This is a genomic window from Acinetobacter marinus (genome assembly GCF_900096915.1).
GTDB lineage: Bacteria > Pseudomonadota > Gammaproteobacteria > Pseudomonadales > Moraxellaceae > Acinetobacter > Acinetobacter marinus.
In genome coordinates this window covers 136858-152045 of the sequence record NZ_FMYK01000004.1, presented here as the reverse complement: position 1 = coordinate 152045, position 15188 = coordinate 136858, and the positions used below count along the sequence as shown (strand labels likewise).

11 protein-coding genes are annotated in these 15188 nt (G+C 44.1%); 4 read left to right on the top strand and 7 right to left on the bottom strand.

Going from position 1 to position 15188, the window contains the following annotated elements:
* Positions 1 to 59: 59 nt before the first annotated feature.
* From BLQ60_RS08985 to BLQ60_RS08955, 6 genes are all read right to left on the bottom strand, one after another.
* Complete coding sequence (locus BLQ60_RS08985; protein ID WP_092619571.1) at positions 60 to 818, bottom strand: hypothetical protein; 759 nt, start codon at positions 816 to 818, stop codon at positions 60 to 62.
* A gap of 10 nt (positions 819 to 828) precedes the next feature.
* Entirely contained in the window at positions 829 to 1872 is a 1044-nt protein-coding gene (locus BLQ60_RS08980; protein WP_092619127.1) for a DNA cytosine methyltransferase, read from the bottom strand.
* Between the two features lie 10 nt (positions 1873 to 1882).
* The gene (locus BLQ60_RS08975) at positions 1883 to 2728 is read right to left on the bottom strand and encodes an NgoPII family restriction endonuclease (RefSeq protein ID WP_092619124.1); all 846 of its coding nucleotides are present in this window, start codon (positions 2726 to 2728) and stop codon (positions 1883 to 1885) included.
* Between the two features lie 18 nt (positions 2729 to 2746).
* Complete coding sequence (gene topA, locus BLQ60_RS08970) at positions 2747 to 5395, bottom strand: type I DNA topoisomerase (protein WP_092619121.1); 2649 nt, start codon at positions 5393 to 5395, stop codon at positions 2747 to 2749.
* Positions 5396 to 5501: 106 nt separating this feature from the next.
* Positions 5502 to 5963, bottom strand: a complete 462-nt coding sequence (locus BLQ60_RS08965; RefSeq protein ID WP_092619117.1) for a hypothetical protein — start codon at positions 5961 to 5963, stop codon at positions 5502 to 5504.
* A 221-nt stretch (positions 5964 to 6184) separates the two neighbouring features.
* Positions 6185 to 8377, bottom strand: coding sequence for a carboxy terminal-processing peptidase (locus BLQ60_RS08955; RefSeq protein ID WP_092619109.1), 2193 nt, complete (start codon positions 8375 to 8377; stop codon positions 6185 to 6187).
* A gap of 370 nt (positions 8378 to 8747) precedes the next feature.
* Here BLQ60_RS08955 and nagZ point away from each other — a divergent pair, with 370 nt between their 5' ends.
* Together nagZ and BLQ60_RS08945 are read left to right on the top strand one after the other, a co-directional pair.
* Complete coding sequence (gene nagZ / locus BLQ60_RS08950; protein WP_092619106.1) at positions 8748 to 9797, top strand: beta-N-acetylhexosaminidase; 1050 nt, start codon at positions 8748 to 8750, stop codon at positions 9795 to 9797.
* Positions 9798 to 9917: 120 nt separating this feature from the next.
* The gene (locus tag BLQ60_RS08945) at positions 9918 to 10763 is read left to right on the top strand and encodes a class I SAM-dependent methyltransferase (RefSeq protein WP_092619103.1); all 846 of its coding nucleotides are present in this window, start codon (positions 9918 to 9920) and stop codon (positions 10761 to 10763) included.
* A 55-nt stretch (positions 10764 to 10818) separates the two neighbouring features.
* On the opposite strand, the gene BLQ60_RS08940 is transcribed toward BLQ60_RS08945, so the two are convergent.
* The gene (locus BLQ60_RS08940; RefSeq protein ID WP_092619100.1) at positions 10819 to 12144 is read right to left on the bottom strand and encodes an alpha/beta fold hydrolase; all 1326 of its coding nucleotides are present in this window, start codon (positions 12142 to 12144) and stop codon (positions 10819 to 10821) included.
* Positions 12145 to 12466: 322 nt separating this feature from the next.
* Here BLQ60_RS08940 and BLQ60_RS08935 point away from each other — a divergent pair, with 322 nt between their 5' ends.
* Positions 12467 to 13732, top strand: coding sequence for a glutamate-5-semialdehyde dehydrogenase (locus BLQ60_RS08935; RefSeq protein ID WP_092619097.1), 1266 nt, complete (start codon positions 12467 to 12469; stop codon positions 13730 to 13732).
* A gap of 269 nt (positions 13733 to 14001) precedes the next feature.
* Positions 14002 to 15180 carry an acetate/propionate family kinase gene (locus BLQ60_RS08930; RefSeq protein WP_092619094.1) on the top strand — a complete coding sequence of 393 codons (1179 nt, stop codon included), beginning with the start codon at positions 14002 to 14004 and terminating at the stop codon, positions 15178 to 15180.
* The last annotated feature ends 8 nt before the right edge of the window (positions 15181 to 15188 follow it).

Genomic DNA, 15188 nt, shown 5'->3' with positions numbered 1-15188 from the left:
TCACTTGTGCAACATTTCTACGATAGATGTAAAAATAATTCATATTGCAATATCGAATATTAAGGCTTCACCCAACCAACTTCTTTTGCAGTATCCGTATTAATTACCACCTGACGAAAGCTCTCCGCCATTTTGCTTTTTTGTTCCGATAGTGCAATATGCCCTGCCATCAATTCCGCAATCTTTTGCGGATAGCGTGGCGATTGCTCAGGATCGCCATAGCCTTGCGGATAAATCGGTTGTCCTGTGGATAAATCATATTTATCGGTCGCACCAAAGGCATGCATCATCTCATGCGCAATCACGATTTGGTTTTGTGCATTTTGTTTATCCGAGGCAAACAGATTGACGATGCCCATCCGTCCGTTTTGTAATGCAGTCGAGTGTTTTAGCTCTCGTCGTAGCGCAGGATCATAATATTTCAGGAATAAGGTCAGGTTTGGTTTGATGCCTAAATCTTGCTGTTGTTGCCAAGTGTAGTAGCGGAATTTTAAACTCCACAGCATCACCGAGAAGACTGATTTCCCTTCAGGTAACGCAGGCGGTAACGCTTTGACTTCTTGACCGAGTTTGAAATAAAACTGTACAGGTTGCTGATATTTTTCAGCTTCACTATGTAGATAATCAACAATCGGCAAATAATCTTGTTCTTGCAGTTTAGCGATATAGTTTTGGGTATATGTGGTTTGATCGCCATTGATTGGATAGAGTGCTACAAAGATCGGTTTACGCCAATCTTGATTGTTGTCTTGCCATACGCCTTTTGCCACGACGATCAGCACGAATAAAAGAATGGCGATGCGTAAGGTTTTCCAAATGGAGGTTTGACTACGCATAGTCTAAAATCAATTGTGTCGCCTTTTGAGCCGTACTAGACGAATATAAAGATTGATAAATTTGCGTGGCGACCGCATGAGCCAAACCGACTGGCACAGCATTCCCTATCATCTTATAGGCATCATTCAAAGCATCATAAACAAACTCAAAATCATCAGGAAAACCTTGTATACGTGCACACTCTCGCACAGAAAGTCTGCGATATAAACTTTCCTGTCCGTGAACAAACTCGAATTTATCCACGCCAACCTTGACCATTTTAGGCGCTTGCGGATGCTGAGGCGCTTGTCTACCACTTGCTTGAATGGTAAAGGATGGTTCGTCCCACGTTCTTACCCGATTTCGGCTCATGTAGATCGTTGAATAACTGCCTGTAAAATACTCATGGTTTAGTATTTGACATTCTGCACCATTGGTTTTGTTTTTTTCTTTTGCACTCAGTGCATTATCTTTTAAATCAGATATTGCTTGCGCTAAGGTTAACTTCTCCTCTTTCGGCAAAGCATTTGGAAATTCAAATTGATCAATGTCTAAATCATTACGAAAGCCAACATAGAAAACTCGTTTTCTAGTTTGTGGTACACCATAATCAAAAGCATCTAGCATCTGAATAAACACCGTATAACCAGCGTCTTCAAATAATTCAATAATATTTTTCACAGCTTGGCTATGTCTTTGAGCCAACATGCCTGATACATTTTCCGCAACGAAAAATTTAGGCTGTTTTGCTTTTAGAATACGAATGTACTCAAAAAATAATTGTCCTCGCTCGTCATCAATCCCACGCAAGGAGCCTGCTTCACTCCAACTTTGACAAGGTGGTCCACCAATGATCCCATCACAATTTTGTGGGAAATCCTCATCAGCAAAAGAACGAATATCGCCTTTTAACAAAGGCGCTTTATGATTTTTTTCATAGGTTGCCCAAATACTTTTATCGTATTCATTTGCCAGAATAATCTCAAAGCCAGCCTTCTGAAAGCCTAAATCCATGCCACCAGCACCAGAAAACAAGCTGATAATCGTTGGTTTCATTTTTAGACCTCTAAATGAAAAAGCTAATGAGCTTTGCAGGTTTTAATCTCGCTGGATTATTTGGACACTTAATTTCAATATCAGTAATGCTAGCATTCGCAGTGTTTTTGATCAATGTGACAAGCTGTTCTGTGTTCTCAAATGATGACCATTTTTCTGCATTAATCACAGCCATAAAGTTAAACTTATTCGAGAAATCACGCTGATATACATAGTTGAATACTTTGTAGGGATTTTGAATACCCCACATTCCTCTTACTCGTAAATACGTGATTCCAAGCGGATCAATACGGTTAATTTTTCCCAATTCTTTGGTCGGCGTAAACTCTATACCTTCAATCGTTTCGACACCTTGTTTTATACGTGTTTTCACTGCTTGATACGTCGCTTCGTCAGCAGCGTAATCTTCACCGTATACAAAAACCAAGGACTCCAAGGTATTTTTAGCCACTGTTCCAATTGCATAGAGCATATCTTTCTCATGCCAAGATTCGGCAACTTTACAGCCTGCCGTAAGCATTGGGTGATCAATATTCAACTTCGCTTTTGGATAACTCGAATTGAGCGCAATATCTGCATTTCTACTTTCAGTTTTCTTGATTTCGATCGCATCACCACCTTTGAGCATGGCATCAGGCGGATTGCTATCATTTCCGATATATGAAAAATGTTCTTCGATGCGTTTTAAACGAGTCATTTCATCCAAGTTAAAGCCATTGATGAATAAATCTTGCACATAACGCTCTAAGGCTTCGCCCATACCATTTGCACGATTTTTGGCTACATAATTTGACTGTAAATCGGTAATTGGATGCTCAATCAGATTGAGCATTGCGTTAATTACATTTGCAGACATATTCAGCTTCTCGACCAATCACTTCCCTTCAACCCATTTGCCATCTTGATAGATCAGCGACCATTTAGTTGCTTTACCGTCTGCAGTTTCCGAAGCGATATATTGCGCTTGGTTTTTACGGCTAAATTTAATGATACTGGCATTACCTTCTGGGTCAGTATCAGGTGCTTTCAGCAAATACTTAAATTTTTCATCGAGTTGATCGGCAACCATACGGATTTCGGCGACTTTCGGCGTACGAGTTTCACGGATTTTCGGAAATTTACTTGCCGCCAAAAATAGCCCCGCCGCACCATCACGTAACACAAAGAAATCATCGTGTTTGGTCGAGCGTAAGTTTTCCATCTTGATCGGATCGGCACGTGGCGGTGCAGGTTGCCCATTTTTCAAGACTTTACGGGTATTGTCGCAGTTGGTGCAGGCAAAGTATGGTCCAAAACGCCCTGTTTTAAATTGCATTTCTGCATCGCATTTATCACATGGAATGGTCGGACCATCATAGCCTTTGACTTTGAATTCGCCAGTTTCGACTTCATAGCCTGCACAGTCAGGATTGTTCCCGCAGATATGGAGCTTGCGTCCGCCATCGAGAATATAGCTGTCCATCGCCGTTTCACAGATCGGACAACGTTTTTTGGCACGTAAGTCTTCGGTTTCGGCATTATCATCATCAGACAGTACCGCTAAGGATTCTACTGGCGCTAGATTGACCGTGCCTTTACAACGCTCTTTCGGTGGCAAGTTATAACCCGAACAACCCAAGAACACACCTGTCGTCCCAGTGCGAATCTGCATCGGACGATCACAAGTCGGACAATGCACATCAGGCACTTCCACAGGCTCATTACGACGCATACCTTGCTCACTAGCTGCGGTATTCAGACGCTGTTTAAAATCACCGTAGAAGCTATCTAACAGCTCTTTCCAATTGCGCTCACCCACCGCCACTCGGTCAAGCTGACCTTCTAAGTCTGCGGTAAAGTCATAATTCATCAAATTATTAAAACTTTCATCCAAGCGATCGGTGACGATCTCGCCCATTTTCTCAGCGAACAGACGGCGATTTTCCAGCTTCACATAACCCCGATCTTGAATGGTGGAAATAATCGCTGCATACGTCGATGGGCGACCAATGCCACGTTTTTCCAGCTCTTTGACCAATGACGCTTCGGTAAAGCGTGCAGGCGGTTTAGTAAAGTGCTGTGATGGATCGAGTTTTTGTAAGTCTAAAACTTCACCGACTTTTACCGCAGGCAATAGCACATCATCATCAGATTTATTCTGACCACGGACTTTGGTAAAACCATCAAAAACTAAGGTACGCCCTTTGGCTTTGAGTTCAACACCATTGGCATCGACCAAAAGTGTTGATGATAAATATTCCGCTGGCGTCATCTGACACGCCACGAACTGACGCCAAATCAGGTCATAAAGACGCTGTGCATCACGCTCCATCGCTGTCAAATCTGACCCAACAAACGCCACATTCGATGGACGGATCGCTTCATGGGCTTCTTGTGCGCCTGCTTTGTTGCCATAACGATTTGGCTTGGCAGGTAGATATTTTTCACCGTAACTATGCTCAATATGAGTGCGTACCATATTCACCGCATCATCACTCAAGAACGTCGAGTCGGTACGCATATAGGTGATGAAGCCCGCTTCATAAAGTCGCTGTGCCATCATCATGGTTTTTTTCACGGAAAAACCAAGACGAGTACTCGCCGCTTGTTGTAACGTCGAGGTGATATATGGTGCGCTTGGATTGACTCGAGTCGGCTTATCTTCACGATTGCTGACTTTGAATTCAGCATTTTTTAAAACCTCTAAAACCGCATCGGTTTGCTGTTTATTTTGCAGTTTTAAAGTTTTGCCATTTTGCTTCACCGCTTCGAGGCGAATATCATCTTTCTTGCGTAAGGTATCTGCAAAGATTTGCCAATATTCTTCAGGGACGAAAGCACGAATCTCACGTTCACGCTGTACCACGAGCTTGACCGCCACAGACTGTACACGCCCTGCGGATAAGCCACGCGCGACTTTTTCCCATAGTAATGGTGACACCATAAAACCGACCACACGATCGAGGAAACGACGTGCTTGCTGTGCATTGACCCGGTTGGTATCTAAGCGTGTTGGGACTTTAAAGGCTTCTTGAATCGCATTCTTGGTAATTTCGTTAAATACCACACGATGGTAGCGACTATCATCACCACCGATGACTTCTTTGAGATGCCACGCAATCGCTTCTCCTTCTCTATCCAAATCCGTTGCGAGATAGATCGCATCGGCATCTTTGGCGAGCTTTTTCAGGTCAGCGACGACGTTTTCTTTACCTGGCAACACTTCATATTGCGCAATCCAGTCATGCTCAGGATCAACGCCCATGCGCTTGACCAATGCAGATTGCGCCTTGAGTGCTTTTTCTTCTGGGGTTTGTTTTGCTCGAGTGGTTTTCTTCTCGGCAGTTTTTTTCTCATTAGATTTGCTCGCACCAGTGGGTAGATCACGCACGTGACCGACCGATGACTTGACGATAAAGTTCGAGCCTAAATATTTATTAATGGTTTTGGCTTTAGCAGGAGATTCCACAATGACCAGTGAACGTCCTTTTGCCCCACTTGTTGCAGATTTGCTCGCTGAAGTGGATTTCGCTGTGCTCGCCATAATTCGTCAATGTCCTCAATCTAATAAAGGAGTAATATAAAACTTAAACTGTCTACGCCAAATGTTAAAGCGAAACGTAAAAACTTAAAACCAAATGCAAAAAATCTTAGCTTGCCTGCGCTGCGAGCTGTTGTAGATAGCCCTTCAACGCCTCAAGCTGCTCGCCTGTATAGTCGGCAGATTCATCCCAATATGCCCCAACACAATTCGCCTGCATATCGATGGCATAAATCCCTTTTAAATCGATCGCTTGCCCATTCAATTTTGGGTCACCTTGCACGACTTCAAGGGTTTGATCCTTTACTTTCATCCGAAGTAGCGGAAATTTGCCCTCTGGCACCAAAATACTGTAGTACGCCACCATACTGGCACGAGTTTCGGAAGCCTTTGGAATCCCCGTCCACTCTGGTGCAGGAATCAGACGTGGATGCAAACTCATCTTGCGCGCACGCTCACGTAATTGTCCTAATGCTTTTTCTCTAGGGCTGACTTTTAGACCAAAAATGGACCCCAATAAAAATAAAATAATTAAGCCTACAACCACGTAAACGGTATAGTCAGTCGTCATGTTTCACCTCATATGCCGCCATAGCGTTGCACAAGCCTATATTAAAACGCAAGTTTTTTTCTACCAATTTGCGATATTCGTTGCATTTCAGCATCAAAACCAGACCGATGATTGCGCCGATAACATCTTTTCATCGTCAAAATCCACCGATCATCCAAAGACATCAGAAAAAATAATGCGCAAAAAAAATGCCCCGAATCATCAGGGCATTTTGTGTATTCTTATTTAGTACCTGTTTTTTGTAAGCTGGTTAGTTCAAGTAAAATCTTGGCTGATTCAGTGACAAAAGCCTCTTCCTCTGGAAGCGGTGGGCGTTTCGACTCTTTCATCTTGGCACGTGCTTCACTGCGTGCATCGATAGCAGCTTGATAGCTTTCCCAGTTTGGATACGGCGCAAGTCCAGTTTCTTGGCGACGACGATTTTCCGCTTGCAGGGTTTTCGCTTCAAGGGTTTGAATTTCCGCTTTACGGGTATCGATGTCTAAGGACAGCACTTTTTCATCTGCAGTGTGCTTCGCCAAGCCGACATAAGTATCGAGATATTGGAACTGTGGATCGGCAGCACGGCGCTGATCAGAGGCTTTTTGCAGTTGTTGAATATACGGCTGAATCACGCCTTCACGTTTAAAGGCTGCGGTTGGGATGGTATCCCACTGCAATGGATTCTTCGACTCTCGCTCACCAAACTGCTCGAAGTAAATATCCAAGAATTTGATGTCAGGAATCACCCCTTTATTTTGCGTACTGCCACCCGTAACACGATAGAACTTACGCTGTGTCAAGGTCGCCTGACCATAAGCAAGGCTATCGAGCTGAATCTGCGCTGTACCTTTACCTGTGGTGGTACTGCCAATAATGATGCCACGACCATAGTCCTGAATCGCCGCAGAATAGATTTCACTGGCAGATGCAGAGGCCAAGTTGACCATCACTGCAAGTGGACCACCATAAAGTTGCTCGCCACCATCGGTATCTTCAAAGATGTTGACATTACCATTGCCATCACGGATTTGCACCACTGGGCCATCTTTGATGACTTGCCCGAGCATTTTCGCCACTTCTTCCAGTGACCCGCCTGGATTATTCCGCAAATCAATGATAATCCCTGCGACCTTTTGCTTCGACAAACTCGTTAAGGCATTGGCAGTATCTTCAGAAACGCTACGATAATTTCCACCCTCACGACGGGCACGGTAGTTTAAGTAAAAAGATGGAATCTCGATGACACCGATTTTTTGCTTTTTACCTTGATAATCCACTTCGACCACACGTGAACGCAGACCAGAATCTTCTTCTTGGATCACATCACGGGTAATGGTGACTAAGCGTGCTTGGCTAGACGGTGCGCCTGCGGCAACCAATTTCAAGGTAACTTTGGTGCCTCGTTTGCCACGAATGATACCGACCAATTCTTGGCTCGACCAACCGACCACATCGACCATTGGTTCGCCTTCTTGTGCTACACCAAGAATACGATCACCTGAACGCACCTGACCTGTTTTACTGGCTGGACCACCTTCGACCAAGGTTTCGATCTTGGTATAGTCTTCATTGCCACGTTCAGGACGAATGGTCACGCCAATCCCTTCAAGCTGGAGCGTAGTCTGACGATTCAGTTCCATCGCATCCACAGGCGGATAATAATTACTATGCGGATCATAGGTCGCCAACATGGCATTCAAGGTACGCTCTAATACATCATCACTTTTCAGACGGGTAATGCGCTCAAGCTGACGCGTATAGCGTTTAGTCAAGGTTTCTACAGGGGTCAAATCCTCTGGTGGCACCAGATTTTCGCCTTGCGCCAGTTCAGGATTCTTTTTCAAAGCCAGTTGTTTTGCAGCTTCTTCTTCTTTGGTAATGGTGAGGTTAATCAGCTGAGAAACAATGACTTTTTTCCAGTAAGCTTGTTGCTCTGCCTTGGTATTAAAAAATGGTGCTTCTTCACGATCCGTATTGATGGTCGCATTTTTTTGTTTTAGATTTTGTGGTTTTTTCAGCTCTGCCAGCATGAAGTCATAATAGGCTTTGACTTTTTCACGGTATAAGGCGTGAATGGTATACGCAGGTTTTAAATTGCCTGTTTTTAAATCCATCCCAAATGTGGCTGCATACTTTGAGCGCAATTGATCGACTTCACTTTGCAGTAATATCGCATGATCTGGATCAAGACTATCGATATACATGTCAAAAATTCGGCGTGAGGTTTTCTCATCCAAACGCATCGGTAGATAATGCTGACGATCCACCAACGTCGCCATCTGACGTGCAACCAGCGCCTGCTCTTGGGTCGGCTGAATCACACCAGAAACTGCCTCAGTTTCGGTTGCCGCCATCGCTTCGGTCACAACATGGGTAAAAAATAAGCCACCAGTGGCAAGGGCTACTGCACAAGCAAGATGTTGTAGTTTCATAATGTAATTCGTATTCCTCTTGGCGAATTGCCGTCGCTGTCTTTTATAATCAGTCTGTTGCACTCAATTTACAATAGCACTGGTCAAGAAAATTGACACTGTGAATCAAAGCCATATTGCGGTTTATCTTGCAATGGATCGTGATGTTTTGCAAATCGAAAGACACACAAACTCAGCGCAACACTGCCAAATTCAATTGCGCAAGAATTCAATCTTGATTTGCAAATTTCAATGACTTAGTTTTAACATACTCACCACGGCACAAATGTAAAAAATCATTGCATTGTTTTTCCTTTTTACATAGTTTTTTTACATTGTTTTCTGATGATTTACAAAGTTTATTTTATCGCACAGCAAGGATTACTCCAGCATGACCATTGGCGCATTGATGCTTGATATTGAAGGCACCGCACTCACACAAGAAGATGTCGAACTCCTCCAAGCCCCGCAAGTGGGTGGCATGATTTTATTTGCCAGAAATATCGAGTCCCCTGCCCAAGTGCGAGCGCTCACCGATCATATGCGCCAAATCCGCCCTGAGATATTGATTGCGGTTGATCAGGAAGGCGGTCGTGTACGTCGCTTAAAAGAAGCACACGGTTTTAGTGCACTCCCTGCGATGGGTAAACTCGGTGATACATATTTAGAGCAACCTGAGCAAGCCATTCGCCTCGCTCAAACATCAGGTTGGCTGATGGCAACTGAAGTGCTGGCTGTGGGCATTGATTTTAGTTTTGCGCCTGTTTTGGATATTAATGATATTAGTGATGTGATCGGTGATCGTGCTTTTGCCCAGAATCCTCGAGCAATTATTCCGCTTGCTGAAGCCTTTATGCAAGGTATGAAATCTGCGGGTATGGCAACTACGGGGAAACATTTCCCTGGACATGGCTCTGTCAAAGCAGATTCACATATTGCTGCGGCAATTGATTCACGCCCGTTTGCCGAGATTGAAGCGCATGATATGACGACCTTTAAAGCCCTGATGCCATCATTGGATGCGATCATGCCTGCACATGTGATCTATGAAAATGTCGACCCAAATCCTGCGGGGTTCTCACCTTTTTGGATTCAAGAAATCTTGCGTGGTCAGCTTGGTTTTGATGGCGTGCTATTTTCTGATGATCTATCCATGCAAGCGGCTTGTGTTGCGGGTGGCGCAGATGCACGTATTCAGGCAGCCCTGCAAGCAGGCTGTGATATGGGACTGGTTTGTAATGACCGTCAGGCAGCGTGCGTTGCCTTAGAAGGGATTCAAAACCTTGCTCTACCAAATCAAGCTCGACTAGAACGTATGCGTGGTCAGTTGCTCGATTTTCACACTACACAAGCGCAGTCAGAACAATGGAAAATGGACAACACGATCACGCTCGGCGAAACGTGGCGCACGGCAAAAAATCAAATTGAACAATTGCTGTAAAAGCATTACATTGGCAAGGACGCCAGCAACATCGTGTATTCATCATATTATATTTATCTGAGTCACTTGGCATAAAACAACAATATTACTTGCAAATCGGATTTGCACACTGAGACAACTATGCACCAACCACCGCTTTCACAACATCGTCACATCTCTTTTACTGCGCATTACACAGGCTACATGTGGTATGACATGGGGATTTCTCATCCTGCATTCGCCACCAAAAAAGGCAAATGGCTCACCACATTGCTTCATCCGCTTGAGCTATGGTCAGAGCGCTTTATCGGTGGCAGTATTCGTAGAACGCTGACCCAGCGCCATATCTTGATCGACCAAGCATTATTAAAACTCATCGAAAGCCAGCCTGAGATACAAGTCATTGAAATCGCAGCAGGACTTTCCCCTCGTGGTTGGAGCTTTCGACGTAAATTCTCTGAACTTCGCTACATCGAAGTGGATTTACCCGATATGGCAAAAGCCAAACAAGATGCGCTCGGCAAAGCAGGACAAGCTGATGCGGAGGTGATGGCAGTCGATTTATTTACCCCTGAAATTAACCAGTTATTTGAAAAATTAGATAGAAATAAACCTGTCGTCGTTATCAGCGAAGGTTTGGTGAATTATTTTAGCAAAACCATGTTGGCACAACTTTGGGGCACGTTGGCAGATCATGGCAAAACCTTTCCAAAGTTTTATTATTTGACTGACCTTTGCCCTGAACCTGTCAATCATCGTTTTGCGCAAGTGGTATGGAAAAGTAGTCAGCTATTACGTTTTCTTTCTCGTAGTGCCTTCAGTTTTCACTTCACTTCACCACAGGAAGTGAAAGATTTCTTTAAAGATTGTGGTTATGACAAAGTTTATATTGGGCAACCAAGTCAACCCGACAAAACTGAAGTTACAGAACACTTAGGTGATTTTGTATGGTTTGTACAGGCGATGATCGATAAATCGAATACCTAGATATGAAAAAAAGCAGAAATTTTCATTTCTGCTTTTTAAATTTTCATCGTAAAAATTAATGCTTGAGCAAGGCTTCTTTTTGCGTTTGCACATAGTGCAACAAGCGATCTGCCACATCAAAGCTACCATGCTTAAACAGAATGCGCAGACGATTCTGCTTCATTTCAAAGATCAAGCACTCAATGGTGAATTCACCTTGCTCATCGTGCAGATGCAATGACATATCCCGTGAATAACGTGCAATTTCTTGGGTTTTATTCGGCTCTTGCACCTCGATCAGCACACCAAAAAAATTGACATTGATGATTTTTACATTCGCCTGAAGCGCAGAATGACGATGCGTCATAATGGTGTGTGGCTGCTGAACAATAATACGCTCCTCACCTCGACGCTCCATCAAATGCATCTGCGCACGACTCATCGGCATAATGCCGTCCAACGCTTGAATCGGCTCGCCACGCATATACGTGCTAAACAGTTGCATGGTTTCTTTGCGACGTTGTAGTTGTGGTACATGGTCTGCATTGGCGATCAAGGCAAATTCCATATTCGGGCATTGCAAGGCAAATTGTGCATTTTCAAAAGGCAGGGTAAAACTGTCATATTGCCCTGCTGCGACTAATACTTTGCAAGTTGGGATGGGTACATTTTTCAAGCGGAGCAAACGATTACAGTTGATCTCGTAGCGCAGTTGTTCTGTTGCGGTAAATTCTGCCATTTGTTGGAAAAACAAACGCTTTGCGGTTGGCGACATTCTCGTTTTATCAAATTTTGCATGATTAACCAAATATAGAATCACCGCCTGACCAAATTCCTGCATCCGCCCTTCTTGCATCAGCTTGAGCGATTCCTCCATGATCATGCGCCAGCTCGGACGGGTCTTTTGCATCACCCCCATCAGGATCATCCGATCAACAAGTTCTGGACGTTGATCAGCAAAATGTGACGCCACCACTGAGCCAAGTGACATGCCCATCACCGAGATTTTCTGAATGCCCATCGCATCCATCCACTGTCCGAGCATACACGACAAATCTGCCAGCTCCAAAGTGGCAGCAGAAGCGCCTGTATTGCGGTTATAAATTTGTTGATTCGAACCCATCGATGGCAGGTCAATCAAAATCACAGGCCCTGCTTGAAAGAGCTGTTCTACACAATATTTATACGAGTTAAAGTTCTGAAATGCCCCGCCAATAATGATGATCGGCGTGTTGTATTTGGTCTTTGGATCGGCAATGGCAAGATATTCAATCTTCCAGCCATCTAGCCAAAATTCGATCGGTGCTTGCTTAAATACATCTCGATGATATTCTTGAAAAAATGCATCGGGTATCATTTCTACTAATTGTGTGCTTGCCGTATCCTTAGCAATACTATTCATTACGCCCTCCTGACTGACGTGCTTCACAGCGCATCATCGTTTCCCTGTAATTGATGCTTTCTCAGCAAAAATTTAGGCTTGTTTTTGTTTGCATTCAACCCACATAATCTATTGATAAATATCCATATTTATTTAAACAAATAGATTGCGGTTTTATATTTCATTTCACTATAACATAGTCTCATCGGGTTTGGATTCGCTTTTCTGACGAGCGTCATGAAGATTTCTTACTTTAGCGCTTTGTATTCTGCGTCACACCTTTGTACAATGTCAGACCAGCCGAAGGAAAAAGGCGTTCTTTTTTTAAATCATTAGGTAAGTTATGAGTGATTCAGTACAGGCATATATGACCCAAGTGGGTCAGCAAGCACGTCAGGCATCACGCCAGTTGGCAAGCCTTGCGACTGATGCCAAAAACAATGCATTATCAGCAATTTATACTGCTTTAGAGGACAATCAGCAAAAGATTCTTGCTGCCAACAAAGTGGATGTCGACAACGGACAGCAAAAGCAACTCGATAGCGCTTTATTGGATCGCCTAGAACTTACCCCCGCACGCTTCAAAGCCATGCTGGTCGGGTTAAAAGACGTAATTAATTTGACCGATCCGATCGGTGTCATTACCGATTTGGCATATCGTCCATCAGGCATTCAATTGGGTAAAATGCGTGTACCGCTTGGCGTTATCGGCATGATCTATGAATCTCGCCCAAACGTCACTTTGGAAGCTGCATCGTTGGCGCTCAAGTCGGGCAATGCGATTATTCTACGTGGTGGCTCAGAAGCACTCGAGTCCAATAAAGCCATTGCCCAAGCCATTCAACATGGTTTGAAAGTTGCGGGACTACCTGAACATGCCATCCAAGTGATCGACACCCCAGATCGTGCTGCGGTTGGGCATTTGATCACCATGGCAGAATATGTCGATGTGATCGTACCTCGTGGTGGCAAAGGCTTGATTGAACGCATTAGCAATGAAGCACGCATTCCTGTGATCAAACATTTGGATGGGAATTGCCATGTGTTTGTAGAACGAGAAGCGGACTTGCACAAAGCCTTGCCGATTGCGCTCAACGCCAAAACCCATCGCTACGGCGTATGTAATGCGATGGAGACTTTGCTGGTCGATGCACCTATCGCTGAAGAATTTTTACCACGTATCGCTGAGCTCTATGCGGAAAAAAATGTCGAGCTTCGTGGCTGTGAAATTACCCGTAAAATCTTGGGTGATCATATCACTGCTGCGACCGAAGAGGATTGGTATACCGAATATCTCGGACCAATCTTGGCGATCAAAGTGATGTCAAATGTTGATGAAGCCATTGAGCATATTAACAAATACAGCTCACATCATACCGAAGCGATTGTCACTGAAAACTACAGTAAAGCCCGTAAGTTTATCGCTGAAGTCGATTCAAGCTCAGTCATGGTTAATGCATCAACACGATTTGCCGATGGTTTTGAATATGGTTTAGGCGCTGAAATTGGTATTTCCACTGACAAAATCCATGCTCGTGGCCCAGTCGGTCTAGAAGGGCTGACATCGCAAAAATGGGTGGTATTTGGTGACGGACAAATTCGTCAATAAGTCCGACTCTCCTGAATAAAACTTCAACAGCCCATTGTTCACAATGGGCTGTTTTTTTATTCTTAGATTGAGCAAAGCAAACATCACCACAAACGACTAAATACAACATCGTGCTAAATGAATATATACAATTTTTTGCAAAATTCACTTTTATTCTCAAAATTTCCTTATATGATCAAAAACATATCCGTTTTTTGTGCAATTTTTTTGCACGGGTAAATAACGATCATCAACAACAATCGATATAACAATTGGCAACAACTCAGGATGTGCTCGTGTCAAATATTCTCGTGATTAACTGCGGTTCCTCTTCTATTAAATATGCGCTGATTTTGCAAGATTATGACTATCGGCTTTATGGTTTGGCTGAAAATCTCGGCACTCCTCAAGCACGCATTTCAGGGATCACCAAAGACAAAGAAAAATTCGTGGTCGAACTGGGTTTGGCTGATCATGAACAAGCGTTATCCGTGGCGATGCAGCGCATTAGCCACTTCAAATTTGATGCGATTGGTCATCGGGTGGTACATGGTGGCACCATGACGCATGCTCGTTTGATTGACGATCAAGTGATTGAAGACATTCAAAATATCTCCAATCTTGCGCCATTACACAATCCTGCCAATCTCATCGGCATCAATGCCACCATGAAGCTGTATCCAGATTTACCACAAGTGACTGTGTTTGATACTGCCTTTCACCAAACTATGCCAAACAAAGCCTACCTATACGCCCTCCCCCGTGAGCTACATCAACAATACGGCATCCGTCGCTATGGCTTTCACGGCACCAGTCACGCTTATGTCAGTGAACGTGCGTCAACACTTGCAGGGCAGAAAAATCAAGGGGGCTGGATCGTGGCGCACTTAGGCAATGGCTGTTCGACTTGCGCCGTGTGGAATGGTCAAAGTCTTGATACCAGCATGGGCTTAACGCCTTTAGAAGGCGTAGTAATGGGCACTCGTAGCGGTGATGTCGATCCAAGTTTGCACTATTTCTTGAATATCAATCTCGGCTGGGATCTCGCTAAAATCGACCAAGTCTTGAATAAAGACAGTGGCTTGCTTGGCTTATCAGGCTTATCCAATGACATGCGCACGCTTGTCGAAGCCGCAGAACATGGCAATGCAGATGCACAAATCGCCATCGATGTATTCGTTTATCGCTTGGCGAAATCCATGGCTGCCATGAGCTGTGCCCTGCCTCAGCTGGATGGTTTGATCTTTACGGGCGGTATTGGTGAAAACTCAGGCTTTATTCGGGAAAAAGTGATCTGGGCTTTACCACATTTTGGTTTAAGTCTGAATGCCGAAAATAATGCCACACGTGCACAAGAGATTCGCATTGATGATGGTACAGGGCCACAGATTTGGGTCATCCCAACCGATGAAGAAGGTCGCATTGCCAATGAAACTCGTCATATTGCTTTGGGTGAAGCTGTAGACTAAGTCCACAC

Bases quoted from the DNA above. Each gene is read 5' to 3' on its own strand.
- BLQ60_RS08980 (WP_092619127.1), bottom strand. From the start codon at position 1,872: ATGAAACCAACGATTATCAGCTTGTTTTCTGGTGCTGGTGGCATGGAT.
- BLQ60_RS08975 (WP_092619124.1), bottom strand. From the start codon at position 2,728: ATGTCTGCAAATGTAATTAACGCAATGCTCAATCTGATTGAGCATCCA.
- topA (WP_092619121.1), bottom strand. From the start codon at position 5,395: ATGGCGAGCACAGCGAAATCCACTTCAGCGAGCAAATCTGCAACAAGT.
- BLQ60_RS08965 (WP_092619117.1), bottom strand. From the start codon at position 5,963: ATGACGACTGACTATACCGTTTACGTGGTTGTAGGCTTAATTATTTTA.
- BLQ60_RS08955 (WP_092619109.1), bottom strand. From the start codon at position 8,377: ATGAAACTACAACATCTTGCTTGTGCAGTAGCCCTTGCCACTGGTGGC.
- nagZ (WP_092619106.1), top strand. From the start codon at position 8,748: ATGACCATTGGCGCATTGATGCTTGATATTGAAGGCACCGCACTCACA.
- BLQ60_RS08945 (WP_092619103.1), top strand. From the start codon at position 9,918: ATGCACCAACCACCGCTTTCACAACATCGTCACATCTCTTTTACTGCG.
- BLQ60_RS08940 (WP_092619100.1), bottom strand. From the start codon at position 12,144: ATGAATAGTATTGCTAAGGATACGGCAAGCACACAATTAGTAGAAATG.
- BLQ60_RS08935 (WP_092619097.1), top strand. From the start codon at position 12,467: ATGAGTGATTCAGTACAGGCATATATGACCCAAGTGGGTCAGCAAGCA.